Raw genomic sequence first — 25,421 nt, 5'->3', positions numbered from 1 at the left:
GTTACCTGCTCCCTTTCTCTGGATATTTCTTTTGCGCACCGATCCATTCTTCGCCATCTTCCCAGATTTCCTTCTTCCAAATGGGTACGACTTCCTTGATTCGCTCGATCGCGTATTCATTCGCTTCATACGCAGCCTTTCTATGTGGAGATGAGACAGCAATCACAACGGCAATATCCGATATTTTCAGTTCGCCGATCCGATGAGCCATCGCCACTCGGACACCCGGCCATTTCTCTTCCATCTCCGCACCGATTTCTGCGAGTTTCTTTTCCGCCATCGGAATATATGCTTCATACGCGAGATATAATGTCCGAACACCATGCGTCCATTCGCGCACATGCCCTGTGAAGACGGTCACTGCGCCAGCTGCCGGATGCAAGACGAACTCGCTGTATTTTTGAGGATCGATTGGTGTATCCACTAATTCAAATTGTTTCATCTGTCGTCGCCTCCTGAATCCATTCTTGCAACCAGTTATCCAGTGCCATCCTGTCTGCGAAGATTTCCTCCGAGTTTGCCGCTTTGATGATTCCAGAGAGTGATTTCAACTCCGCCCAATCTGCGTCCCGACGAATGAGCACTACTTTATCTCCGACTTCCTTCTTATATCCTTCTATCAGCAAAACATCCGGATCCGCGGAAGATGCCAGTGCCTTAAGCTCTTGAAACGAATGTTCTTTCTGTTGAATCAATTGTATCATACCCCCGCCCGCCACTACGGTCGTGATGGCTCCTGTTTTCAGAAATTGTGCCGTATCGGTATGAGCGGGAGGCAGCTCAGGCGCACCGCCGTGACCATGGTGTTTCAAGACGGCGACCTTCATCCCAAGACGCTGAAGCACGGTAATCCAATGGGAAACCAACGTCGTTTTGCCGCTGTTCTTATAGCCTACGACATGCAATGTTTTCACAGTTCCCACCGCTCCGCGCCTTGTTCCGCTCCAAGTAATAGGACGTCCACGGTCATCCCTCTTTCGAAGCCGCGTGTCCCGCTCGGCAAGACGATGATGCAGTTTCCTCGTGCAATGGAAGATACCGCGCTTGATTTGTTGAAACCGGCAGGCGTTGCGACAATTCCTTCAGATGTCATGCTCCAAGATGCCCGGACAAAACGAGTGAAAGGATTCGCTTTTTTGAAATCATCTCCGAGTTTCGCCTGGATCCGCGGCATAAACGGTGTAATGCAGTCCATCATTGAAAGGATGGCAGGTCGCGCAAACAATTCGAAACCGGTAAAGCATGCGGACGGATTACCCGAAAGCCCAAACAACAACTTATCGCCAAGCACCGCCACTGTCGTCACACTTCCCGGACGCATAGCCACTTTATTGAAAAGCACTTCCGCTCCAAGCCGCTCGTATATCGTCGGCAAATAATCGTAATCCCCGACCGACACCCCGCCTGTTGTGATAAGGAAATCCGTCTCCCGAAGCGCCCGTTCCACAATCTCCGTACACGCATCCAAGTCATCTTCCATCATACCGTATGATTTCGACTCGATACCCATTCGCGTCAATTGCGCACGAATCATCGGACCATTCGAATTCCGAATTTTCCCTGGCACCAAGTCATCCGCTACGTCGAGCAACTCTGTCCCAGTCGACAACACGCCGGCAATCGGCTGCTTCGCGACACGTACTTGTGAATATCCAAACGTCGCAAGCAGTGCAATTGTTCCGGGATGAATGACTGTTCCCGCTTCGATTAATCGCTCGCCTTTCTTCGCGTCTTCTCCTTGACGTGAAATATTCTCGCCTGCTTCAAACGGCTTTCGCAATGTGAAGCCCTTTTCATTTTCCACTGTTTGCTCAAGCATCACGACCGCGTCTGCCTGTTTTGGAATCAGCGCTCCAGTCATGATGCGGTAGGATTCTCCTTCTCCAATCGCTCGCTCCGCCACATGGCCCGCCCCGATTTCACCGATTACTTGGAATGATTTACGATCATCCCCTGAAGCGCCTGCTGAATCCGCTGAGCGAATTGCAAAACCATCATACGGCGAACGGTCAAAAGGAGGGACATCATGCTTCGCAATGATCGGTTCCGCGAGCACTCTGCCGTATGTATCTTCTAAAGGAAGCGATTCTGTTCCCAACTTACGCACATGTGACATGACGCGCTCAACAGCTTCTGCTACTTGAATAGGTTTTCGAATTTCTACCACTTACATCTCCTCTTTCTTTTGATATACTAACGAGTACAATGAAATGAAAGGATGGTCAACATGTCCGAACTTACTCACTTTAACGAACAAGGACGCGCCAAGATGGTTGACGTATCAGGCAAAGATATCACTTTGCGTACCGCCATCGCGACGTCTTCGATCATCGTCAACGAGTCAATCCATGAACAGATCACGCACGGCACGAATAAAAAAGGAGATGTCTTCGCAGTCGCTCAAGTAGCGGCGATCATGGCTGCCAAAAATACGGCAACGATCATTCCGATGTGCCATCCGCTGCCGTTAACCGGCGTTGATGTCCGTTTTGATTGGGAAATCGACGAGGAAAACGCCCATTACGAAGTTCATATCCAAGCTGAAGTCAAAACGAAAGGCGTGACCGGTGTTGAAATGGAAGCTTTAACCGCCGCTTCCGCCGCTGCCCTCACCATTTACGACATGTGCAAGGCTGCTAGCAAAGAGATGGTCATCGGGCCGACCATGCTGCAAAACAAAACTGGCGGCAAAAACGGAGACTACCAACGCGCAGACTGAATGTCGCGCGTTTTTTTATTGGCTGGGATATGGAGCGGCAAATGAACGGCAAATCTGTCAGCCCGCGATCATAAACAACTGCCAACCGCTCATAAATCTCACCGGAAGATCATAAACCTACGCTAGGCGCTCATAACAACCTCACTACCGCTCATAAACAATCTAGACTCGATCATAAACCTCGAACCCGCGCTCATACAACCAATCCACCTCACTCAACCCTCCAAATGCTTCGTCAACTCATGTGCAATATGCGGCAACTCCGGTAAAATCAACTTGTCCATTGCAAGCGCTACTGCTTTCGAGGAGCCTGGAAGCAAGAACACTACTTGCAAACCAATCGCCCCTGCCGCCGCACGACTCAACAATGCTTTCGAACCGACATCTTCGGTATAGCTCAAAAAGCGAAACAGTTCGCCAAATCCATCCAAAGGCTTCGTAAAATAAGGAGTTACCATCTCCACCGTAATATCACGTGCTCCAATGCCTGTCCCGCCTGTGAAAATCATCGCCTGAATCGAGGAATCTGCCAGCCAATCCGTTAGTTGCTGCACAATATGCTCTCCTTCGTCCAAACAGATGCCATATTCCTTCACCTGATGCCCTGCACCCTCCAACTTCTCCCGAATGATTTTCCCGCTCTTATCATCCGCTTCTGTCCTCGTATCACTAATCGTCAATACAGCGACCGCAATGGACTTCATGCGCGCTTGCTTTGGTAAATGAGACTCTTCCATATTCTGCTCCTCCTTAACCGAATAATGAATGATACAATTTTCGTCCTGTCCGCATATCCTTCAGTCCATGTATAAGTAACCGACCATTGCCGAATAAAATACAGCGATAATCCTCCGCATGGAACTCCACAAAAAATGGGGTTTCACGGTATTCCATCCCCAATTGCCGGGCGACCCGCACTCCGTCCGCCACTGTCAATTCGCGGCCGGCATCCGGGATAATCTGCACAGTATCGCGTCCGCAAAGCACCGCGTATTGCGTGCCGGATTGCTCATGTAGCGCAGGGTATGTCGGATGACTTCCACACGTTTCACAATCGGGGTTCTTCATCCGACTAATTCCTGCTTCGACGGATGTATTATTCCACACATCAAAATGTAGAAGTTTCGTTCGCATGGCAGACGCATTTCCTGTCAGCCATTTCAACGCTTCCGCACTTTGATGAGCGGCCGAAATCTGGACAGCCGGCGCGATGACTCCCACTGTATCGCATGTTTCATTGACTGCAGGCAGCGCCGGAAGCAAACAGCGAAAACAAGGGGTCTTGCCCGGAATGAAAGGAAACGCGCTGCCGGAACTGCCGACAACCGCGCCATAGATCCATGGAATATTCAGTTTCCAAGCCGCATCATTGATCAGCAGACGTGTTTCGAAATTATCCGTCGCATCGAGCAGCAAGTCAGCATCTTGGGAGATCTCTTCCAAAATCGGACCATCCACATGATCGAGCACCGTCCGGATTTCTACATCTTCGCGGATCAATCGCAATCGCCGTTCTGCCGCCACCACTTTCGGCACGCTGCCTTTCGCATCGGCTTCTGTGAACAATTGTTGCCGCTGTAAATTGGATGCTTCCACATAATCTCGGTCAGCCAACGTTACTTTGCCGACCCCCGCTCGCACAAGCGTCTCGGAAATTGCCGAACCGAGTGCACCGCAACCGATAATGACTGCATGAGCCTCCGTTAACTGGCGCTGCCCGGATTGCCCGATTGGCTGAAATAATGTTTGTCTTGAATACCGATTCTCCACTTCATCTACTTCCTTTCATTCGACAAGAAGCAAGGGCATCGGTTAGCTAAACCGATTGCCCTCGCCTGCAACAGGACTGATATCGCTGAACGATCCGACATACCGGACCACGTCCCCTGTTCCATCTCTCACGGCGCTGATGGAAAGGAACTCCAAATACTCTTCGCCGTTTTTCTTCTTGTTCCAAATCTCACCATGCCAAACGCCTTCTTCTTCGATCTGACGCCACATTTCATCGTAGTATGCTCTGTCGTGCCGACCGGAACTTAAGACGTTCGGACTTTTGCCGAGCACTTCCTCTTCACTATACCCCGTTAGTTCCGTAAATGCTGGATTGACCGATACAATCGCCCCTGTCTGATTCGTCACGAGAATCCCTTGCTTCGTCGAATCAAATACTTCTTTCGACAGACTCATGCGATCCATGTAATAAAGCCAAACGACCAATACGAGACTGGCGAGTGACACTTGGGAAAATGCCATGAAGCCAATCGAATACGAACCTGTCATCGAGAAGATTGTCGCTAATAACAATGGAGGGAAAAACCCGCCGAGACCACCCATCATCGAGACAATCCCATTGACCGTTCCGGCTTGCTTACTGAAATAAAGCGGAACCAATTTAAAGATAACACCATTTCCGATCCCCGCTGCAGCCGCGATCAGTATACTGCCCACTGTATAGAGCGCAATGTCAGGTGAAAATGCCAGCACAATGGAAGCCGCCGTCAGACCGGCAAAGCAGCCCATCAATAAGAATAGCGGCTGAAACTTGTCACCCAACCAACCACCGACCGGCCGCAGTAACGTAGCAACAACAATGAAGCCTGCTGTCCGGAGTCCTGCATCCACTTTCTCTAGCCCAAAGTAATTGACGAGAAAGTTCGGCAAAAACACGGTAAACGCTACAAATGAACCGAACGTGATAAAATAGAATAGCGAGAAAAACCAAAGCTTTTCATTTTTATAAACACCTTTGATTTGCTCAACGATCGGGGCTTTCACCTTCACTTCCTTGCGGTCACCGAAGAAAAAGTTCAACGCGATGAACACAAGCAGCAAGACGAGATACATTTTAACAGTCAACGACCAGCCAAACTTCATAGCGAGTACAGGTGCGGAAAACGTAGTGATCGCCGTTCCGATATTTCCCATCCCGTATATACCGTTAACCAAACCATGTTTTTCCTTAGGATAATATTTCGGCAGCGATGTAACCCCTACAGAGAAAATCGCTCCGCCTACCCCAAGCAAAGTACCGCCAATCAATAACCCTGTCACCGTTGATGTCTCACTTATGTAGTAGACAGGAAATAATAACACGATAAAACTGACGAAAAACATAACACGTGCTCCATACACATTGGCATAATAGCCGAGCGGTATCCGTAAAATCGAACCGAGCACTACCGGGATTGCTGTGATGATGGCTACACGTTCAGGTGGGATATTGATATCTTCACTAATGAACGGCAATAGTGAGGAAATGAGCACCCAAACCATGAAACCGACAACTAGATTCGCCGTCTGAAGCGGCAGTTGGATCTTTTGTGTCATAGGAATCCATCCAATCTGAAGTTAATTACGAAACAACCACAACATTCTTTCACTCTCTCGTTCTACTTGCTCAAGACTCAGGCAAGATCGATGTATACATTTGCTCAAAAAGCTCATCTTGCTCTTTCGCCCGCAACACAGACACCACCATCGGGAACACCACATTTTCTTCCTTGACGAAATGAATCATGATGACCTCAAATGCCTCGCCTGCATCTTTCACCACATCTTCCATCATCTCAAGTGTGAACTGAGACAAATCTCCTCTTGTATGGTGAAGGAAATGACCGATATATGCATCGATTTCCTCATGCTCCTCTTGAACCGCCTGAATCGGACCTTGCTCACTGCCGACATACTTCGAAAGCATCGGAAACAGGTAACCCTCTTCTTTTTCCGTATGGTTTTTCAACGGATCAATGAATTCTATGACCAACTTGCGCAATTGCTTGAGCGCATCCAGCCCTTCCTCGCGGGAATAAATTCTCTTTTCGAAATCCAGCACAATCGCATGCCATTCGTTCATCAAATGCGATAAGAAACGATGTTCATTTTCCAGCACACGCAAAACCGGCAGCGAATACGTAAACCCTGGATTGACCATCTTCCTTCACCTCCTATCAGAAATTCAAAAACTTCTTTCGCAGCGCATATTCGACCAGTTCGGGACGATTCTTCAAATGAAGTTTATCCATCATCTTTGCCTTGTGCGCTTCCACTGTCTTCACTGAAATATAAAGCATTTCTGCAATTTCCTTATTGCCGTAACCTTTCGCCACGAGTGGCAGGATTTCGATTTCCCGTTTGGATAAAATCTTGAACGGATCATCTTCGTCAATCAGTTTCCTGTCTTTTTGCACAAACTCCCGTACCAGCGATGTCGCCATGGACGGATGCACATAGGTTCCACCGTCGTATACTTCGCGAAGTGCGCTGATCAACTCTTCATCGGGCGCATTTTTTAAAATATAGCCTGATGCCCCATTTTTCAGGACGTGAAACATATACTCTTCATCATCGTACATCGTTAAGATCACGATCTTTATTTCAGGAAAGTCCTCGTGTATTTTGCCTGTTGCAATCAGACCGCTTTGTCCCGGCGGCATACTCAAATCAAGCAAAATGATGTCTGGCCGATGCTTGGCAACCAATTCATATGCTTCCAATCCATCTGCTGCCGTCGCTACGACTTCCATGTCATCTTGGTAATTCAGGATATGCATGAATCCTGTGCGGACGACTGCGTGATCATCAGCGATAATGATTTTCATTCGTTGCTCTCTCCTTCTTCACCGGAATCTCCACTTGGACTTTTGTTCCTGTTTGAGCACCGGATACAATCGTCAAGTCTCCGCCAACGAGCTCTACACGTTCTTTCATCCCATAAAGGCCAAGACCCGTGCCCTGCGGCGTAAAGTTATTGACGTCGAAACCCACACCTTTGTCAAACACTTGTAACTGTAAAATCCCTTTTGTTTCTTTCAGACTCAAGTACACATCTTCCACTTCCGCGTACTTCATTGCATTCAAAATCGCTTCTTGGCCAATTCGATATACAACCGTTTCGACCTCACCTTCATAACGATTTTTCTTCAAGTCTGAGTCTAGATGAACATACAGCCCATAATTCCTTTCCAAGCCTTTAATATGCGTCCTAAACGCGGCCTCCAAGCCAAAGTCATCCAGGACAGCCGGCCGCAACTCGACAGACAGATGGCGGATTTCATCTAATAATCGCATCAGGGATCCTTCCGTCTGCCGCAGTTTTTCAAGCGCATTGTCATTCACATCCATGTATTTCAAGACGCGCAGATCCACAAGGGTACTCAACATTTCTTGGGCCACGCCGTCATGCAGCTCTCTGGAAATTCGTTTGCGTTCGTTTTCTTGTGCCAGAATTACTTGCTGCATGCGTAACTTTTGGTGCAGTAGTTCCTGCGTCTGCGTTTGTTGGGTCAAGTTCCGCAACATCAATACAGAGATCTGTTGCTCTTTGTCTATTACTTGATATGTTGCACTATAAGGCAACACGCCCAAATCTTTCGTCTCAAGATACAGTTGAAATGATGTCAGCGTTTCTTGCGGATTGGACATGAAACAAGAGACACACGTCATTTGCTCATCTTCACTCGTATAGCCGCGACACGTCAGGCAGATGGAACGTGCATCCCCTTCCAGCATCTTCTCATAGATTCCAGGTTCGATAATTTGCTTGGCCGCCTCGTTCATCGACAGGATTTGACCATCAGCTGCAAAGAAGAACATAGCTTCCGTTGTGCAATCATATAGCTTTTGCAGCAAGTTTGTTAGGTTTTCACTGTTCGATAACGTCATCTTTCATTCTCTCCTTAAGGTGAAACGGTCCGAATTGCGTCCCGATTGCTTGTTTGAACTGTTCAAATGTTTCTTCTGTCAGTTTGTTCGATCTGCGATACCCGGTGAGCAGCACACCTTGCACATGATCACCCTGGAATAATGGCATCGCTCCGAAGCTTTTGAGTTTTTCGAATAGAACAATCGGGTGGTTGTATAGATCTTGCGGATCCAATTGCGCCTCAACGTTCTCGATCATAATCGGTTTACCCGTCTTGAAAACGAGTCCCGCAACTCCTCTTCCCGATTGAAGAACAATTCTTCGATAACGCGCACTCAAGTTTCCGCTGACATACCGCCATTTCAATTCATGACGATTCTTATTGATATCCACAAGCGCCAACCCGACGAAGTCAAGCTGAAATGTCTCTCTGAGTTGTTCGATGGCTGACTGGAAATTAAAGCTCTGTTGTCCTTTCATAGACATGATCTCCTATTTCTCATCATCCGCTCACCGCGGTGTGTTTTTCGTCGGCTGATGTTTTCTATATAGAATATAACTTCTGCCTACATAATTCAACGGCACACTCCAGACGTGCACCAGACGTGTAAACGGCCACATCGCGAAAATGAGGAACCCTGTTAAGACATGCAACTTGAACGCAATCGGCACAGCTGCCATATAAGCGGCTTCCGGCTGGAAAATAAGCAACGATCTGAACCATACGGAAATCGTGTCACGATAATCAAACCCTGGCGTCATCGTATTGGTGATCAGTGAGCTGTAGACACCGATGAAGACAATGAACAACAATAACGAATTGACGATCAAGTCAGAAGTAGAAGAAAGCTTTCGGACGTTCGATTTCGTGAAACGGCGGGATGTCAGGATAATCATCCCTACCAGTGTCACTACGCCGAAAAATCCACCGCCCCACACAGCACCGATATGGTACATATGATCACTGATTCCCATCGCTCGCGTCCATTCTTTCGGAATTCCAAGACCTGCAACGTGACCCAAAATAACTGGGAAAATACCGATATGGAATAACAAACTTCCAATCATCAATTGCTTCTTCTCGATAAACTCACTCGACTTCGCCGTCCAGCCAAATTGATCGTTCCGGTAACGGAAAATATGACCTACGATAAATACTGCCATACAGATATAAGGAAAAATGACCCATAGAAATTGACTAGTCATTGGCAGAAACCTCCCGTTGAATACACGATTTACATGTTTCACGCAGCGCCCGTATCAAATAGAAATAAGGGCTTTCATACTTTTCTAGCGCCTTCATCAAGAAGTAAGTTCCGTCTTCGATGACCGCAAGCAGCATGGAAAAGCTTTGCTGCGCTCGCGGATCACCCTTCCATTCGGCTGCGTAGATAAATTCGCACATCAACGGAAGTAAATCAGACAGTTCTTCGTCCGGCATACTCAAACCGAACATTTCATACAGCACTTTCAATTTTGCCAACATTTGTCCCCGCTCTTTGGAATCCTCGAATTTCACAAACGTCATAAAGAGCGTGGCATCCTTTTGGAAATCGAATGTGTATGTGTACATCTCCTCAATTTCATCCAAACTATACGTCTTCATGGCTTCCCAATACGTTTGTAAGTCTTCGTAACCCGCTGCGTCAGGTGTCACAAATTCTTCCCACATATTCGGATGAAACGTTAGTTTTTCGGGGTAATTCAGTTGATTGGAGAAGAAACCGAAAATCGTTTTCTTTTCATATAAGAGGTCGAGATTAATCACGCCAGATCCCCCCATAGAAATTCTCCTCGTATATTTCCTTGCCTGTCTTCACCGGAGCCCCTGGAGACGCAGGCCCACAGCCGTCACATGCACCGTCCGCCCCCATCACAGAATAGGAGTACGGGCTTTGATTCGGCACTTGCTCACCGTATGTGCCCATGCTGTCATATCCGGCGGAACCTTGCGAACGGTAGACGTTCATCTGCCCCTCTTTATGGGAAGTCGGGATGACGAAACGATCTTCGTATTTGGCAATCGCAAGCAAACGATACATTTGCTTCGTCTGTTTTGCCGTTAAGCCGACACGCTCAAGCTTCGTCTCATCGAACTCCTTGCCGGAGGAAATCGCACGCATGTATGAACGCATCATTGCCATACGCTGCAAGCCCCCTTTTACCGTTTCTACATCTCCCGCTGTCAGCATATTCGCCAAGTATTGGAGCGGAATACGCATTTCTTCAATAGCCGGGAAGATCATATCCGGATTTTTAATGGAGTCTTTTCCTTCAAAATAGTTCATGATCGGGCTAAGCGGCGGAACATACCACACCATCGGCAACGTCCGGTATTCCGGGTGCAATGGGAAAGCCAGCTTATATTCGATCGCCAATTTATAGACAGGTGAATTTTGCGCTGCCTGGATCCAGTCTTCTGTAATTCCATCTTTGATTGCCTGCTCGATAACCTCAGGATCGTTCGGGTCTAGGAATAAATCACACTGTGCCTGATACAAATCTTTCGGATCGGGCGTAGCTGCCGCTTCCTGTACGCGGTCCGCATCATATAGCAAGACGCCAAGGTAACGAATACGCCCTGTGCATGTTTCAGAACAAACCGTCGGCAATCCCGATTCCACACGCGGGAAACAGAATGTACATTTTTCGGCTTTATTCGTTTTCCAGTTGAAATACACTTTCTTATATGGACAACCGGTCATGCAGTAACGCCAGCCTCGGCAAGCTTCCTGGTCGACTAGCACGATGCCGTCTTCATCACGTTTATACATCGCGCCGGAAGGACAAGATGCCACACAGCTCGGGTTCAGGCAGTGTTCGCATAGTCTAGGCAAATACATCATGAACGCTTGCTCGAAATTGAACTTGATTTCTTCTTCAATTTTCTCGATATTCGGATCAGTCGGTCCTGTAATATGCGCACCAGCCAACTGATCTTCCCAGTTCGGGCCCCACTCAGGATCCATATATTCGCCTGTAACGACAGATTTCGCACGAGCGACCGGCGTATGCTTTTGATCCGGCGCAGCCGTCAACTTTTCGTAATCATACGTCCATGGCTCATAATAATCTTTCATTTCCGGCATATCCGGATTGTAGAAAATTTTACCGAGTGCGATCTTGGACAGCTTGGAACCCGATTTCAGTTCCAGCTTGCCCTTTCGCAATTGCCAGCCGCCCTTATAGAGTTCTTGGTCTTCCCAACGTTTCGGATAACCGATGCCCGGTTTCGTTTCAACGTTATTGAACCACATATACTCGGCACCTTCACGATTCGTCCAAGTCGTCTTGCACGTCACACTGCACGTATGACACCCGATACACTTGTCTAAGTTCATCACCATTGCAACCTGCGCTTTAATTTTCAAGCCAGTTGACCTCCTTCATCTTGCGGACCGCAACGTACACATCTCGCTGATTTCCGATAGGTCCGTAATAGTTGAATCCATAACTGAGCTGAGCATAGCCGCCCACCATTTGAGTCGGCTTCATGTGAATACGCGTAGGTGCATTATGGCTTCCCCCGCGCTGCTCGGTAATTTCCGAGCCCGGCATCTGAATATGCTTGTCTTGAGCGTGATACATGAACATCGTCCCTTTCGGCATCCGGTGACTGACGACCGCACGTGCGTTGACGACCCCGTTTCGGTTATAGACTTCCAGCCAATCGTTATCGTCGATGCCGTGTTCTTCAGCGTCTAGATTCGATAGCCAGACTGTCGGACCCCCGCGGAACAATGTCAGCATATGTTGATTGTCTTGATACGTGGAGTGAATGTTCCACTTACCGTGCGGCGTCAAGTAACGCAATACGAGTGCATCCTGACCTCCAGTGATTTCCGCGTCCCGATCCGCAAAGACGAAAGGCGGCAATGTCGGTTTGTAGACAGGCAACGCTTCCCCAAATCCGAGAAAGAATTCATGGTCCACATAGAAGTGCTGTCTGCCGGTCAATGTCCGGAACGGAACCAACCGTTCGATATTCGTCGTGAACGGCGAGTAGCGACGTCCCAATTTATTCGACCCGCTAAATACCGGCGTCGGAATGACTTCACGAGGCTGTGCGGTAATGTTGGCAAATGTGAAGCGCTCGGCTGCCCGGTCTGCTGAAATATCCTTCAGCTCGACGCCCGTATCTTGCTCTGCCGCTTCGAACGCCCGTTGCGAGACCCGTCCGTTCGTTGCTGAAGACAATGTCAGCATGGCTTCTGCTGCATGTTTCGCTGTATAAAGTTTCGGAAGCCCGTCTTTGATCGTGTCGTCTTCGTATATACCGTTGATGCCTTTCATCAGTTCGTACTCTTCTGCCACGGAGAAACTGACACCGTGCGCCCCGGTTTTCCCTGTGGATAATAAAGGTCCGAGCGTGACGTACTTGTCATAGATTTTCGTGAAGTCACGTTCTACGATGGTCATGCCTGGCATTGTTTTGCCCGGAATGGCTTCAATTTCTCCTTTACTCCAGTCGTGCACTTCACCAAATGGCTGGGATATCTCTTGAACCGAATCATGTGCCAATGGTGAAGTAACGAGATCCTTATAGACACCCGGCAAATGAATTTTCGCTAATTCCGAGAACGTTTCAGCGATCGTCCGGTAAATATCCCAATCTGAGCGAGATTCCCATAGCGGATTGACCGCCGGATTAAACGGGTGGACGAATGGGTGCATATCCGTAGACGATAAATCTACTTTTTCATACCAAGTCGCTGCCGGTAAGACGAGATCGGCGTATAGCGGTGTTGCCGTCATCCGGAAATCCAACGCGACCATTAAATCCAATTTACCTTCCACTTCATCTCGCCAAACCATCTCTTCCGGTTTCATGTCTTCATTCGGACTAGCCAGTAAACCGCTGGAAGCGCCGAGTAGATGTTTCATGAAATATTCTTGACCTTTAGCTGAACTCGAGATGAGATTGGAACGCCAGACGAACAGCGAGCGCGGGAAGTTTTCCGGTGCACCCGGGTCTTCTGCCGCAAATTGCAGCTCTCCTGACTTCAGCTGATCAACAACATGGTCAACAATTTCTTTCGTTTCCGTCTTACCTTGTTTCGCCGCTTCTTCGACGAGCATTAAGCTGTTTTTGTTAAACTGCGGATAGGATGGCAGCCAGCCAAGACGCGCCGCAAGTACATTATAGTCCGCCGGGTGTTTGTAACGCGCTTCTCCTCCGAGAGGCGACATGAGCGTATCGGCACCTGCTTCTTCGTACTTCCATTGATCGGTTGCGAAATAAAAGAATGACGTCGCATTTTGCAGACGCGGAGGACCTTGCCAGTCTTTCGCAAACGCAATCGTGCTCCATCCCTCGATCGGACGGCATTTCTCCTGACCGACATAATGCGCCCAGCCACCGCCGTTGACGCCTTGAGATGCCGTCAGCGTAACCAAGTTCAAGATCGCCCGGTAAATCGTATCACTGTTGAACCAGTGATTGATCCCCGCTCCCATGATGATCATCGAACGACCGCCCGTATCGATCGCGTTTTGTGCAAATTCCATCGCGATTTGCGTGACCAGTTCAGGTTTGACGTTCGTGATTGATTCCTGCCAAGCTGGGGTATATATAGAAGTAACATCATCATACCCAGTCGCTTCGAGCTCGCTGCCGATTCGATTGACGCCGTATTGGCTTAACATGACGTCATACGTTGTCGCCACCAAGCGTTCCGTTCCGTCTGCAAACTGGACTTTCATTGCAGGGATCGGTCGTTTGAATGTACCGTTACCTTTCTGATCGAAATAAGGGAAATGGATCTTCTGCCACTCCGCTCCATGTTTTTCGACAGACAGTGCCGGTTCCACGTACGTCCCGTCTTCATTTTCAAGCTGCAAGTTCCACTTTACTTCCTTCTCCCAGCGCTGCCCCATCGTTCCGTTCGGTACAATAATTTCATCTTTCGCTTCATCGAATAGCATCGGTTTCCATTCTGCATGCTCAGATTGCTGACCCAAATCGCTGGCACGCAAGAATCTTCCGGCTTTATAGGAATCCTCATGAGGCTCCAATAGAATCAAGAACGGCATATCCGTATATTGCTTCGCATAATTTAAGAAAGTCGGTTCTTTACGTTTCTGATAGAATTCATCCAATATGACGTGTGTCATTGCCTGCGCAACTGCCGCATCCGTACCTGGATTTGCTGCGATCCAATCATCTGCGTGCGTTACATTTTCCGCATAGTCTGGTGCCACTGAAACCACTTTCGTTCCTTTATAGCGGACTTCTGTCATGAAATGTGCGTCTGGCGTACGAGTTAACGGTACGTTCGAGCCCCACATGATGATGTAGCCTGCATTGAACCAGTCACTCGATTCAGGAACATCCGTCTGCTCGCCCCAAATCTGTGGGGAGGATGGCGGCAGATCCGCATACCAGTCATAGAAACTCAGCATTTCTCCGCCTAATAATGAAATGAAACGCGCGCCGGATGCATAGCTGACCATCGACATGGCCGGGATAGGGGTAAACCCTGCTACACGGTCTGGGCCGTACTTCTGCACAGTATAAATGAGCTGCGCCGCGATCAGCATCGTCGCATCACGCCAATGGATCCGGACATGCCCGCCTTTACCGCGTGCTTTCTTATATTCATTTGACTTCACCGGATCCTCAACAATAGCCGTCCAAGCCTTCACCGGATCTTTCGTTTCCTGTAGCGCTTCATTCCACATACGCCATAATTTCCCGCGAATATAGGGGTACTTCACCCGAAGCGGGCTGTACTCATACCAAGAGAATGATGCGCCTCGGGGACAGCCGCGCGGTTCAAATTCCGGCATATCCGGACCACAGGAAGGATAATCGATCTGCTGGTTTTCCCAGGTGATGATGCCGTTCTTGACAAACACTTTCCAGCTGCAGGACCCTGTACAGTTCACGCCGTGCGTTGTACGCACTACTTTGTCATGCGACCAGCGCTGACGGTACATATTTTCCCAATCACGGTTCTTTTCCTCCAATACTGACCAATTCCCAGAATAACTTTCGACAGGTTTAAAATAATTCAGTCCAAATCTCTTTTTCATCGAACATTTCCACTCCTTCTCAGAATGTCGCAATAAAGAACACAGTCATACTTAACTTTTTACCCCAAAATAAATTAATTAATCCGAATTTTGGTAAGGGTATTCCCTAATTAAGTTTCCACCTAACGTAACTATCAAACTATTTCCATCAAGTTCTCTTTATATTCCTTAATTATACGCGCTTTCTGGACGTTCACCATTAGGGATTCCCCTATTTCCCCATGGGAAAGTTAAACTTCACAATTTTCGATTAGGGAAAGCTCTGACTCTATCAGCTGCCGAATCATTCTGAGACTCATATAACTATAATCTCTCCATGTTCAGCACTACCCGCAGAAAAAGCCGTAACGTTGGACGGCTTTTTCGAGCATAAGCGAAGTGTTGGGAGCATATCTTTGCGCTACCTAATTTTTTCAGTAAATGTTTTTCTATCCGAATTAAGTTCGGTTATTTTAACATTCAGTGTGCGTATTGAATCGTCTGATAACTCAACTTTCCCTTTATCTTGAAGTCGTTTCCACGCCTTGACATCCTTCCGATATAAATATTCGGACAATCGATAAATATCGACATCTAATTTTAATGCTTCCTTGTAGGTTTCTTCGATTTGCTTTTTTATTTCTTGTTCTGCTTTTTTTCTGATTTCATCCTTCTTTATTTTTATAGGAATGGCGCTTACTTCTCCTATCATGCGAACGTCAATGTCGAATTTCACGGAATCGCCTTCGACAACAGGCGTTACTTTCACTTTTATCTTCTGTAACACAGCTGTCATGAAATCTTCTCCCGAGTTTAACGAAAACGTGACTTCTCCTCTTTGCGTCTTCTCATTCATCCACCTCAATCCAGATATTTTTTCTATATCCAGGAATCCTTTAAATTCTTTCGGGGTAATTAACCCACCCCCTGCAAGCTGTGCTATTTGATCCTTGCCTGTTACCGTTTCCCAGTTTTCGGAAACCTCCATATATGGAATAACCATTTCGTGACCCGGTTCATTTAATCCGATAATCATTCTGCGTATATCAACTGGTTCGACAGACGACGATTGGTCATACGTATTCTTAGGATCCCCTAATCTTGACAATGTAATGGCCGTATTTACAATAGGAACTGTTAACAATACATCTTTTACGGAATCAGCCGTGCCGTACAGCAAAACTTGATATCTTGTCTCTCTATAACGAAGAAAAGTGTCAATAGCACTTTGCATGGCGCCATTTTTCAACGCTTCTTCAGAGAGGACGACGTAAGTGAGCTGACCCCAATAAATCCTTTGATCCGCTGAATTGTATACATTGAAGATTGCTTCGGCTATTGTTTTACCAGTGGCAAAGCCTGTTTCTGATTGGTTAGGATCCGTATTCGGTTGTTCTAATTTTGCCACTCTTTTAAAATCAATAATTTGGACGTATACATTATACTCACCATCTTTATAATCAATACCGAGACCATACACATAAAGCATCCGTTCTGGTTCATTTCGATTCCAACAACCAGAAAGCAAAGCAACTAGTAGTAAACTAAGAACAATCCACTTATTTCTTCTCATGTTTCATCCTCGTTTTATCTTTGGGATTTAAATCTTGCGGGCGCTCTGTGTAGTATTTACCCGGGGGTCGAAATAATGTTTTGATAATCTTAGACCAACTTAAATCTCCCGCAATAGACAAATACGGAACGCCAAACACTCTCATATTGGCTACATGAAGAACAATAAAGTGAAACGAGAGTAAAAGCCCGACCAGCCCAAAAAAAGATGTTAATAGGATGCAAAAATATCTTAATATACTCACGGTCGTAACCAGTGTTTGGTTCACTAAGGTGTAGGATGCAATGATTGAGCTTGCTATGACGACAATCATTGCCGGACTTGTAACCCCCGCCCGGATGGCCGCGTCACCGATTATTAAGCCACCGACAACTGATATTGTTCCGCCGATTGCAGCAGGAGCCCGTGAACCGAACTCACGAAATAAATCGAATATAAAAAGCATGAGGATCATTTCAAGGCCTGATGGCAATGGAAGCCCCGTACGCGATTGCACTACTGTTGCTAACAATTGTGAGGGCAGCTGGTTTTGATGGAACGTCGTCAAGGCCAGCCAGAACGCGGGAAGGAACGCACCTATAAAAAGACCGACCAACCTTAGTAATCGCCCAAGTGAGGTATAAACAACTGAATTCTCATTATCCTCACCCGTTTTAAAGAGTAGAAATACATTCACCGGAATAATCACCCCATAGGCGACACCGTCGATGAGGATAACGAATCTTCCTCTTGCCAGGTGTTGAATGGCAAAATCCGGTCTTCCGGTATAGTCATGCTTCGGGAATAAATAAGACTTTTTATCCAAGTGCTCCATTAGGATATTCCCGCTAAAGAGGATATCAATATCAATCTTATTTATTTTTTCCTTTATGCCTTTAAGAATTTCTTTATCTGCAATATCGTCAAAATAAAGGACAGCAACCGCTGTTTTTGTCCTTCTTCCTACTTCGAACTTTTCAACGCACAGTGAATTTGTAGGCAGCCGTTTCCGAATTAAGGCAATGTTGGTGGAAATATTTTCAATAAATCCGTCCCTCGGTCCTTTCACAACTACTTCTGTGCTCGTTTCTTCCGTATTACGGTTTGGCTTTTTGGAAATAGAACTCGAGTAAATGACATTATAGTCTTCAAAATAAAGAAGAACATTTCCGGCGTATACGTCAGTTATCATCTCATCCGTGTCTTCTACTTTTTTTAATGCCGGAATGTGTAAATGACTTGACACTGCCTCTTCAAAGGACAACTCTTCAAGTGCATTGAAGAAAAGCTGAATGCGTTCAACAATTACGTCATTTAATAAGTGTTGATCGATCATTGCTTCACAGGTAATAAACAGCACATTACGCTGATTAAACGTATAGACCTGAAACTGGACATCGGCAGATTTATGAAATAATTGTTTCAATGTTTCCGAATAATCGTTCGTATCGGCAGGTTGCATACTTTTTCACCCTTTCCAGCTTACATCTCATGCTTCAATCTCTTTGATGATCTACCTGAAAAAAAGGCAACCGACGCGAGAAACAGCGAAAAAGCAAAATACACAATAAAGGTAATCGGCAACATGTATTTTCCTTTGATCTCATCGAATGTACTTCCACTCATCTGCAATAACGCTAAGCTGATAAAGAAGAATGCCGGTGCAATATATATCCAGATCATTTTCTTATTCCCATTCAGATTAAATAAGTCGACGATGATGTATAACATGAATCCAACTCGTATAAACGCACCTGTAATCCATTGATAAATCGAGAAAAAGTCAAGGTGTTCGATATAGCGCCCGATTTGCACGAGTCCCCATTCTTCATAAGCCGGAAAACGTTGTTCATTTGCCTCACTGGGCCCGAACTCCGTAATCGCACCGACTAATGGTCCCAGCGTCAGTCCCGTCAAAATAAAGAACATGATCAGATAATGTCTAAAGTGAATCCGATCTTTTATTTTATGTTGGAGAAAGAGGAGTAACATAAGTTCGATCAGTCCGGAAGCAGGGTACACCATCGCTTTCAGTACAGGATCAAATCCGTGTTCAAAAAATGGCTGCAGCAATACATAATCTTTTACTTGCAAATTCGTAAAAGCAGCAAAAAAACCAAAAGCAACAACACCCACCAAAACAAATACATTTATCATGACAATCGTCTGAATGGACGTTGTGATCAGCAAGACGCTAAGAATCGTAAAAAAAATCAGTAGAGCGAAGGATGGCGTATCATTCAAAAATGTGTACTTGATCCATTGCAGCATTTCACTTGTCGTGAATGAGGCATGCACCAAAAGACTAATGGCGAGCAAAAACCCGAAAACAGATGAACCGACTTTGCCGACTTTCTGTCTTAGCCAAACTTTCATCGGCTCCATATTTGTTTTTTTATGAATATATAAGAGCAGTACGATCCATGGTAATAAAACCAATGTTGCTGACAGTACAGATATCCATCCATCCCTACTGGCGACATTTAAAATCGCCGGAATAATTGTGACGTGATTTTTCAAACCGATAACTGTCATCGCTAGAAATATTATGTGCAGCATACTGATTGAACCCGTATGTTTCATAGTAAAAACCCTCTGTCATATGTTAATACCGTTTATCATTGACATGAATAAGAGGGATTATAAGCAAGTATGTCCTGAATTATTCGCGGAAATACCATCGGCGGTTGCGGTAAAAAAGTGATATTGATCCGTTACTATGTATCCTCCATTGTAATGCGGAAAGTAAGTGGAGATGAAAAAAGGTAAATCTCTTTCAACACAGACTTCGAAATTGAGTAATGAAGGGTGCAAAACCTCTTTTAAAGCTACACACACGTATTCCACGCTTGGACTCTATTTCTGTTCAACCTGTTATTTTTGGAAGATCATTCACTATAGTTCTCTTAATATTATGTTGATTTTATTTAGATTACTGATAGAATTATAGTTAAAATGAAAGGTTAGGTGGATGATACCGTGGCAAACGAATTAAACAAAGTTCTTCGTTGTGAAGCACTAAAAGACAAAATCGTAACAGCAGAAGAAGCAGCATCTTGGATTGAGGATGGGATGTCTCTAGGTTTAAGTGGATTCACTTTGTCTGGAGATGCGAAAGCGGTTCCATTGGCATTAGCGGAAAGAGGTAAAAAAGAAAAGTTGAAAGTAAACGTTTTCACTGGAGCTTCTCTCGGGCCAAACGTCGATGAGTTGATGGCAGAAGAAGACATGATCAACTTACGTATTCCTTATCAAGGCAACCCAGCAATGCGCGGAAAAATCAACTCCGGTGAGTCTTTCTACATCGACCAGCACCTTTCCCATACAGCTGAGTGGGTACGCCAAGGCGTAATCGGCCCAATCGACTACGCAATCATCGAAGCGGCTGCTATTACGGAAGATGGACAAATCATCCCAACTGGATCGGTAGGCAACTCACCAATTTTTGTTGAGAACGCAAAACATGTCATCATCGAACTAAACGTCAATGTACCGGCTGAATATGAAGGTTTGCATGACATTTTCATACCTGCAAAACAAGGCGAAAGAAAAGAAATTCCTGTATACAGTGTAACTGACAAAATCGGTACGCCTGGTATCAAAGTTGATCCTGAAAAAGTACGCGGGATTGTTATTACAGAGAAAGGCGATATTCCTTCCCCTATCGTTCCTCCAGACGAAGAGACACAGGAAATCGCAAATAACTTGCTCGACTTCTTCCGTGATGAGATTAAAAAAGGACGCATGGACGAAACGTTGATGCCTCTTCAATCTGGTGTCGGCTCAGTAGCAAATGCAGTTCTTGACGGCATGAGAACTTCTGAGTTTAAAGACATCGAAGTATATTCTGAAGTCCTTCAAGATGCGATTTTCGACTTGATCGACGACGGCGTTGTAAAGTTTGCTTCTGCGACTTCATTAACGCTTTCTAAGAAGCGTTTGGACAGCTTGCAAGAAGATATCGGTAAATACCGTGACAAGCTTGTATTCCGTCCGCAGGAAGTATCCAACCACCCGGAAGTTATCCGTCGTTTGGGCATCATTTCCTTCAACACGGCGCTTGAGCTGGACATCTACGGAAACGTTAACTCTACACACGTCAGCGGTACACGCATGATGAACGGTATCGGCGGTTCCGGAGATTTCGCGCGTAACGCACGAATCGCAATCTTCGTAACGAAGTCATATGCAAAAGGCGGCGATGTTTCATCCATCGTACCTTTCTGTTCTCACGTAGACCACACAGAGCACGATGTAGACGTAATTGTTACGGAACAAGGCTACGCGGATCTTCGCGGCCTGGCTCCAAGACAAAAAGCGGAAGCATTGATCGAGCACTGTGCGCACCCTGACTTCAAGGATGAGTTGCGTGATTACTTCAACCGAGCAAAAGACCAAGTTGGCGGACAAACACCACACATCTTGGAAGAAGCATTGTCTTGGCACGTAAATCTTGCGAAGAACAAAACGATGCACAAAGAAGCACCTGTTCAGAAATAAATTTCTTTTTTAGCACAGCGAGCGGATTTTTAATCCGCTCGTTTTTTTTGATTGTCTGGGGGTTGGATTGGTTCGGTGTGGTGTGGGTTTGGTGCGGTACGGCGCGGGGTTGGCTCGGTACAGCGCGGGGTTGGTTCGGTACAGCGCGGGATTGGCTCGGTACGGCGCGGGGTTGGCTCGGTACGGCGCGGGGTTGGCTCGGTACGGCGCGGGGTTGGCTCGGTACGGCAAAACTTTTGCTTGCTTGCCGGCAATCATGTACGGAAAAAGGGAAGCGCGATTGGCGCTTCCCTTCCCTTTTCACTTCTTACAAATCATCAAAGCCATTCAAATCACTCGTCTTCACATACTGACGGCTTGTTTGTTCGAAGAAATCTGTCTTCGTATCATCGAAGTTATCGACATATGCGCGAATCCATTTCATCGGATTGTCCGTGAACTCGGGATAGATTTCACTCAATCCAAGCATGCGCAGCATTTTATTGGCACGATATTTGATGTAGCCTTCCATTTCCTCCATGTCGAGACCTTCGATTTCGCCTAGTACATAGCGGCTCCAAATAACTTCTTGCTCGACGGAATGACGGAATTGATCATAGATCCAATCTGTGAATTCATCCGTATTGTATTCAGGATTTTCCGCAAGCGCTGCGCGGAAAATATCGCTGATTGCTTTCCCGTGTTGCAGTTCATCTCTATTGATATACGAAATCATAGTAGATGTCCCGACCATTTTCTGGTGACGTGCTAAATTATAGAAAAATGCAAACCCACTGTAGAAGAATAAACCTTCAAGCAATGTTGTATAAACCATTGCCTTCAAAACTGTTTCGATTGTCGGATTCTCAGCTAACTCATTATAGACTTCCACAATCCGTTCATTACGTTTCATCAACACTTCATCCGTACGCCCCATTTCAAATGAAGCCATTTGCTTGTCTAGATTGGTGACGGAAGAAAGGACGTATGCATAACTATGGTTATGTTCACTTTCCTGGTCCGCAATTGTCGCCATAATCGACTTGACGGAAGGATCCGTCGCAAAGTCCGCGATCTTCATCGCCACAACTGTTTGTGGGCCATCCAATGTTGCGAGCAGGCCGATAATTTTCAAGAAGGCAGATTGCTCTTCTATCGAAAGGCGCGGGAATTGCTTTACGTCTTGTGTCATATCCACTTCATTCGCCGTCCAAAAAAGAGAACGGATACGCTGACGCAATGTATAGAAATGTGGATGCGCCAAGTCATTCCAGTTCAAAATGCCGCTTGCTTCCCCACCAAAAATAGCCGTCGCTTTGTTCGGATTTGCTGGATTCAATACTTTTACTCTTGTAAGTGTCGCCAATGGTCGAGCACTCCTTTCGTCCAATTCGTTACCAATTTTTCTTGCGTGCCACGCGGGCTTTGTTCGATCTTTAACGGTTCAAATGGTGAATGATAGAAGCGCGCTAACTTTTCTGCCGCTTTGCAAAACAACTCATCTCCACCAAATTGCGTATCCCCTGTGCCGAAGACGTAGACAGGCACTGGCTTGAAGCCGATAGCCGCCACAAAGTCCTTCACTTCATCCGGCGTTGAACCTTTTTCCCATGTAAAGGAACCAATGCAGAATGCTTCATATTTATTTACATCCGGAAGGACCCCGATGCCTATCCGATGGGTGTCGACTTCGATTCCTTCACGGCTTATCTTATCCGCTATCAACTCCGCCACTTCCTCCGTATTGCCGCTCCAGGAAGTGTACGCAATCAGGAATGACACCACTCGCACTCCTCGATTTCAGAAGCTGTTGAGCGCATATAATACGTTGTTTTCATACCGGATTTCCATGCTTGCATGTGCAAATCAAGCAGGACAGATGCCCGAATGGAATTCGGTACGTAAATATTGAATGAAATCGACTGATCGATATGTTGCTGGCGTGCGGCGTTTTGTTTAATTGACCAGCGCTGATCGACGATATACGCGGAACGGCGGTAGATATCATACGTGTTATGGTCCAAATCGGGTGCGATGACCGGCAATTTATAGTCTTTTTTCTCTTCGTGATAGAACGGCTTGAAAACCGGGTCGATCGAAGCAGTAGAGCCCGCTATAACAGATGTAGAACTATTCGGCGCGACAGCCATCAAATAGCCATTGCGCATTCCGTTGATTGCTACGTCCATACGTAGCTCCCGCCATTTGTTCGAGTCGTATTCGCGTTGCTCGAAGTACCCCCCTGTCTGCCAATCGGAGCCTTCAAACAATGGATATGCGCCTTTTTCCTTCGACAGTTCCATCGACGCTTTGATCGTCAGATATGCAATTTTTTCGTAAAGTTCATCTGCATACTCCACAGCCTCGTCGGATTCCCACTGCATATTTTTCAATGCCAATAAATGATGCCAGCCAAATGTACCAAGTCCGATACCACGGTAACGCGCATTCGTACGTTGTGCCTGTACCACCGGAATTTTATTTTGATCGATGACATTATCGAGCATTCGCACTTGGATCGTAATCAGGCGATCGAGCACGTCCGCCATCACCGCTTTTCCTAAGTTAATGGAAGATAGATTACAAACAACGAAATCGCCCGGCTTTTTGCGTGTAACGACCATATCGTCTTCCAATGAAACCGATTCGAATGTGGTAGCCGACATATTTTGCAAAATTTCTGTACACAAATTACTAGAATAAATAATTCCCTCATGTTTATTCGGGTTCATCCGGTTCACTTCATCGCGGTAAAACATGAATGGTGTGCCTGTTTCCAGTTGGCTGCGCAATACACGTTTCATGATTTCAATCGCAGATACCGTTTCGCGTGATAACTCCGGATTATTGACACATTCCTCATACTTCTCACGGAACGAGCCGGCTCCTTTTGTCTCATCATAAAAGTCTTCCAATGAATAGCCCATCTTCGTCCGTACTTCATGCGGGTCGAATAAATGCCAGTTTTCGCGCGATTCCACTTTCTCCATGAACAGATCCGGCAAGCAAACGCCTGTGAAAATATCATGTGCACGCAAACGATCGTCACCGTTATTCAGCTTCAAATCGAGGAATGTAAAGATATCTTTATGCCACACATCCAAGTACACCGCTACCGCACCCTGTCTTTGACCGAGCTGATCGACGCTGACTGCCGTGTTATTCAACTGCTTGATCCATGGCAGCACACCGCTTGAAGCACCTTCAAATCCTCGGATAGATGCACCGCGTGAACGGACTTTCCCCATATAGACGCCAATCCCGCCGCCGAATTTCGATAAGTTCGCAATATCCGTATTGCTGTTGTAAATGCCCTGCAAGGAGTCATCCACTGTGTCGATGAAACAGCTCGATAACTGACCGTGCATCTTCCCTGCATTCGACAGAGTCGGAGTTGCAACCGTCATGTAAAGATTGCTCATCGCCCAGTATGCTTCCCCAATTTTATGGATGCGCTCTTCCGTTTCATCCTGCATCAATGTCATCGCGATGACGAGCCAGCGTTCTTGCGGCAGCTCTACCGTTTGCTTGGAGAAGTTCACTGTGACATAGCGATCCACCAATGTTTTTAATCCGATATAAGTAAATAAAAGGTCGCGGGTCGGCTCCAGTAAACGGCCGATTTCGTCGAGTTCTTCACGGCTGTACTTCTCCGTCAACATCGGCGTATAGAGTCCTTGCTCCACCAAGCGTTCTACATTTTTCGCAAAGTCGGTATAAACATCTGCGCCACGCAGCGCTTTTTGCTTGGCATACACATCATATAGATAAATCCGCGCGGCTACGAACGTCCAGTAGGTATTCGCTTCATCGATTCTGCTCAGTGATTCCAAGACCATCGCATTCGTCCAATCCGTTGCTGAACTTTCCGGATGCAGCTCTTGATAACGCCGGCTCGCTTCGACTAATGGCTCAACTTCCTGTTCCCCGAACTCTTCCTGTAGATTTTCCATCAATAAATCAAGACCGATTGTTTCATGAATAATAGCCATAATATCCGCTCCCTCAAAAATAAT

General features: G+C 46.4%; 23 protein-coding genes. 3 read left to right on the top strand and 20 right to left on the bottom strand.

What is annotated here, in order from left to right; translation table 11 throughout:
- Position 1: 1 nt before the first annotated feature.
- Genes MKY93_RS02330 through MKY93_RS02320 form a run of 3 tightly spaced genes read right to left on the bottom strand, consistent with a single transcriptional unit; the run spans position 2 to position 2,167 of the window.
- A complete protein-coding gene (locus MKY93_RS02330) occupies positions 2-442 on the bottom strand; it encodes a molybdenum cofactor biosynthesis protein MoaE (RefSeq protein ID WP_340758128.1) in 441 nt (146 codons plus the stop codon).
- The gene (gene mobB, locus MKY93_RS02325) at positions 429-923 is read right to left on the bottom strand and encodes a molybdopterin-guanine dinucleotide biosynthesis protein B (protein ID WP_340758127.1); all 495 of its coding nucleotides are present in this window, start codon (positions 921-923) and stop codon (positions 429-431) included. Before mobB ends, MKY93_RS02330 begins: the two co-directional genes overlap by 14 nt.
- The gene (locus MKY93_RS02320; protein WP_340758126.1) at positions 911-2,167 is read right to left on the bottom strand and encodes a molybdopterin molybdotransferase MoeA; all 1,257 of its coding nucleotides are present in this window, start codon (positions 2,165-2,167) and stop codon (positions 911-913) included. The genes mobB and MKY93_RS02320 overlap by 13 nt, the downstream gene beginning before the upstream one ends.
- Before the next feature lie 60 nt (positions 2,168-2,227).
- Between MKY93_RS02320 and moaC the strand changes: the two genes are divergently transcribed.
- Complete coding sequence (gene moaC, locus MKY93_RS02315; protein WP_340758125.1) at positions 2,228-2,719, top strand: cyclic pyranopterin monophosphate synthase MoaC; 492 nt, start codon at positions 2,228-2,230, stop codon at positions 2,717-2,719.
- A gap of 215 nt (positions 2,720-2,934) precedes the next feature.
- On the opposite strand, the gene MKY93_RS02310 is transcribed toward moaC, so the two are convergent.
- The 14 genes from MKY93_RS02310 to MKY93_RS02245 all read right to left on the bottom strand — a co-directional run bounded on the left by MKY93_RS02310 (position 2,935) and on the right by MKY93_RS02245 (position 19,509).
- Entirely contained in the window at positions 2,935-3,456 is a 522-nt protein-coding gene (locus MKY93_RS02310) for a MogA/MoaB family molybdenum cofactor biosynthesis protein (protein ID WP_340758124.1), read from the bottom strand.
- A 13-nt stretch (positions 3,457-3,469) separates the two neighbouring features.
- Positions 3,470-4,489 (bottom strand): ThiF family adenylyltransferase, encoded by a 1,020-nt coding sequence (locus MKY93_RS02305; RefSeq protein ID WP_340758123.1) that lies wholly within the window; start codon positions 4,487-4,489, stop codon positions 3,470-3,472.
- A 42-nt stretch (positions 4,490-4,531) separates the two neighbouring features.
- Positions 4,532-6,046: an MFS transporter gene (locus MKY93_RS02300; protein ID WP_340758122.1), complete on the bottom strand. Its 1,515-nt coding sequence runs from the start codon at positions 6,044-6,046 to the stop codon at positions 4,532-4,534.
- A 70-nt stretch (positions 6,047-6,116) separates the two neighbouring features.
- Positions 6,117-6,650 (bottom strand): hemerythrin domain-containing protein, encoded by a 534-nt coding sequence (locus MKY93_RS02295; RefSeq protein WP_340758121.1) that lies wholly within the window; start codon positions 6,648-6,650, stop codon positions 6,117-6,119.
- Positions 6,651-6,666: 16 nt separating this feature from the next.
- Positions 6,667-7,317, bottom strand: a complete 651-nt coding sequence (locus MKY93_RS02290; RefSeq protein ID WP_340758120.1) for a response regulator transcription factor — start codon at positions 7,315-7,317, stop codon at positions 6,667-6,669.
- Positions 7,298-8,380, bottom strand: coding sequence for a sensor histidine kinase (locus tag MKY93_RS02285; protein ID WP_340758119.1), 1,083 nt, complete (start codon positions 8,378-8,380; stop codon positions 7,298-7,300). Before MKY93_RS02285 ends, MKY93_RS02290 begins: the two co-directional genes overlap by 20 nt.
- On the bottom strand, positions 8,361-8,840 hold the full coding sequence (locus MKY93_RS02280) for a GAF domain-containing protein (protein WP_340758118.1): 480 nt from the start codon (positions 8,838-8,840) through the stop codon (positions 8,361-8,363). The genes MKY93_RS02285 and MKY93_RS02280 overlap by 20 nt, the downstream gene beginning before the upstream one ends.
- 30 nt (positions 8,841-8,870) lie before the next feature.
- A complete protein-coding gene (gene narI / locus MKY93_RS02275) occupies positions 8,871-9,566 on the bottom strand; it encodes a respiratory nitrate reductase subunit gamma (RefSeq protein ID WP_340758117.1) in 696 nt (231 codons plus the stop codon).
- The gene (gene narJ, locus MKY93_RS02270; RefSeq protein ID WP_340758116.1) at positions 9,559-10,128 is read right to left on the bottom strand and encodes a nitrate reductase molybdenum cofactor assembly chaperone; all 570 of its coding nucleotides are present in this window, start codon (positions 10,126-10,128) and stop codon (positions 9,559-9,561) included. The genes narI and narJ overlap by 8 nt, the downstream gene beginning before the upstream one ends.
- Positions 10,121-11,731, bottom strand: coding sequence for a nitrate reductase subunit beta (gene narH, locus MKY93_RS02265; protein WP_340758115.1), 1,611 nt, complete (start codon positions 11,729-11,731; stop codon positions 10,121-10,123). Before narH ends, narJ begins: the two co-directional genes overlap by 8 nt.
- Positions 11,721-15,395 carry a nitrate reductase subunit alpha gene (locus MKY93_RS02260; RefSeq protein WP_340758114.1) on the bottom strand — a complete coding sequence of 1,225 codons (3,675 nt, stop codon included), beginning with the start codon at positions 15,393-15,395 and terminating at the stop codon, positions 11,721-11,723. Before MKY93_RS02260 ends, narH begins: the two co-directional genes overlap by 11 nt.
- 400 nt (positions 15,396-15,795) lie before the next feature.
- Positions 15,796-16,947 carry a Ger(x)C family spore germination protein gene (locus MKY93_RS02255; protein ID WP_078817456.1) on the bottom strand — a complete coding sequence of 384 codons (1,152 nt, stop codon included), beginning with the start codon at positions 16,945-16,947 and terminating at the stop codon, positions 15,796-15,798.
- Complete coding sequence (locus tag MKY93_RS02250) at positions 16,934-18,388, bottom strand: spore germination protein (protein WP_078817457.1); 1,455 nt, start codon at positions 18,386-18,388, stop codon at positions 16,934-16,936. Before MKY93_RS02250 ends, MKY93_RS02255 begins: the two co-directional genes overlap by 14 nt.
- Positions 18,389-18,408: 20 nt before the next feature.
- Positions 18,409-19,509, bottom strand: a complete 1,101-nt coding sequence (locus MKY93_RS02245) for an endospore germination permease (protein ID WP_078817458.1) — start codon at positions 19,507-19,509, stop codon at positions 18,409-18,411.
- A 396-nt stretch (positions 19,510-19,905) separates the two neighbouring features.
- Between MKY93_RS02245 and MKY93_RS02240 the strand changes: the two genes are divergently transcribed.
- Positions 19,906-21,426, top strand: a complete 1,521-nt coding sequence (locus tag MKY93_RS02240; RefSeq protein ID WP_078817459.1) for a succinate CoA transferase — start codon at positions 19,906-19,908, stop codon at positions 21,424-21,426.
- A complete protein-coding gene (locus MKY93_RS02235) occupies positions 21,366-21,779 on the top strand; it encodes a hypothetical protein (protein ID WP_340758113.1) in 414 nt (137 codons plus the stop codon). The genes MKY93_RS02240 and MKY93_RS02235 overlap by 61 nt, the downstream gene beginning before the upstream one ends.
- Here MKY93_RS02235 and MKY93_RS02230 read toward each other — a convergent pair.
- From MKY93_RS02230 to MKY93_RS02220, 3 genes are read right to left on the bottom strand one after another with little or no spacing between them, the layout of a single operon-like run.
- Complete coding sequence (locus MKY93_RS02230; protein WP_078817460.1) at positions 21,734-22,771, bottom strand: ribonucleotide-diphosphate reductase subunit beta; 1,038 nt, start codon at positions 22,769-22,771, stop codon at positions 21,734-21,736. The two genes, MKY93_RS02235 and MKY93_RS02230, sit on opposite strands and share 46 nt — an antisense overlap.
- The gene (locus MKY93_RS02225) at positions 22,750-23,187 is read right to left on the bottom strand and encodes a flavodoxin (protein ID WP_139365972.1); all 438 of its coding nucleotides are present in this window, start codon (positions 23,185-23,187) and stop codon (positions 22,750-22,752) included. Before MKY93_RS02225 ends, MKY93_RS02230 begins: the two co-directional genes overlap by 22 nt.
- A complete protein-coding gene (locus tag MKY93_RS02220) occupies positions 23,175-25,397 on the bottom strand; it encodes a ribonucleoside-diphosphate reductase subunit alpha (RefSeq protein WP_340758112.1) in 2,223 nt (740 codons plus the stop codon). Before MKY93_RS02220 ends, MKY93_RS02225 begins: the two co-directional genes overlap by 13 nt.
- Positions 25,398-25,421: the final 24 nt, after the last annotated feature.

This window comes from Sporosarcina sp. FSL W7-1283 (assembly GCF_038003105.1).
Lineage (GTDB): Bacteria > Bacillota > Bacilli > Bacillales_A > Planococcaceae > Sporosarcina > Sporosarcina newyorkensis.
The sequence above is the reverse complement of the archived record's forward strand: the minus strand, read 5'-3'. Positions and strand labels throughout refer to the sequence as shown.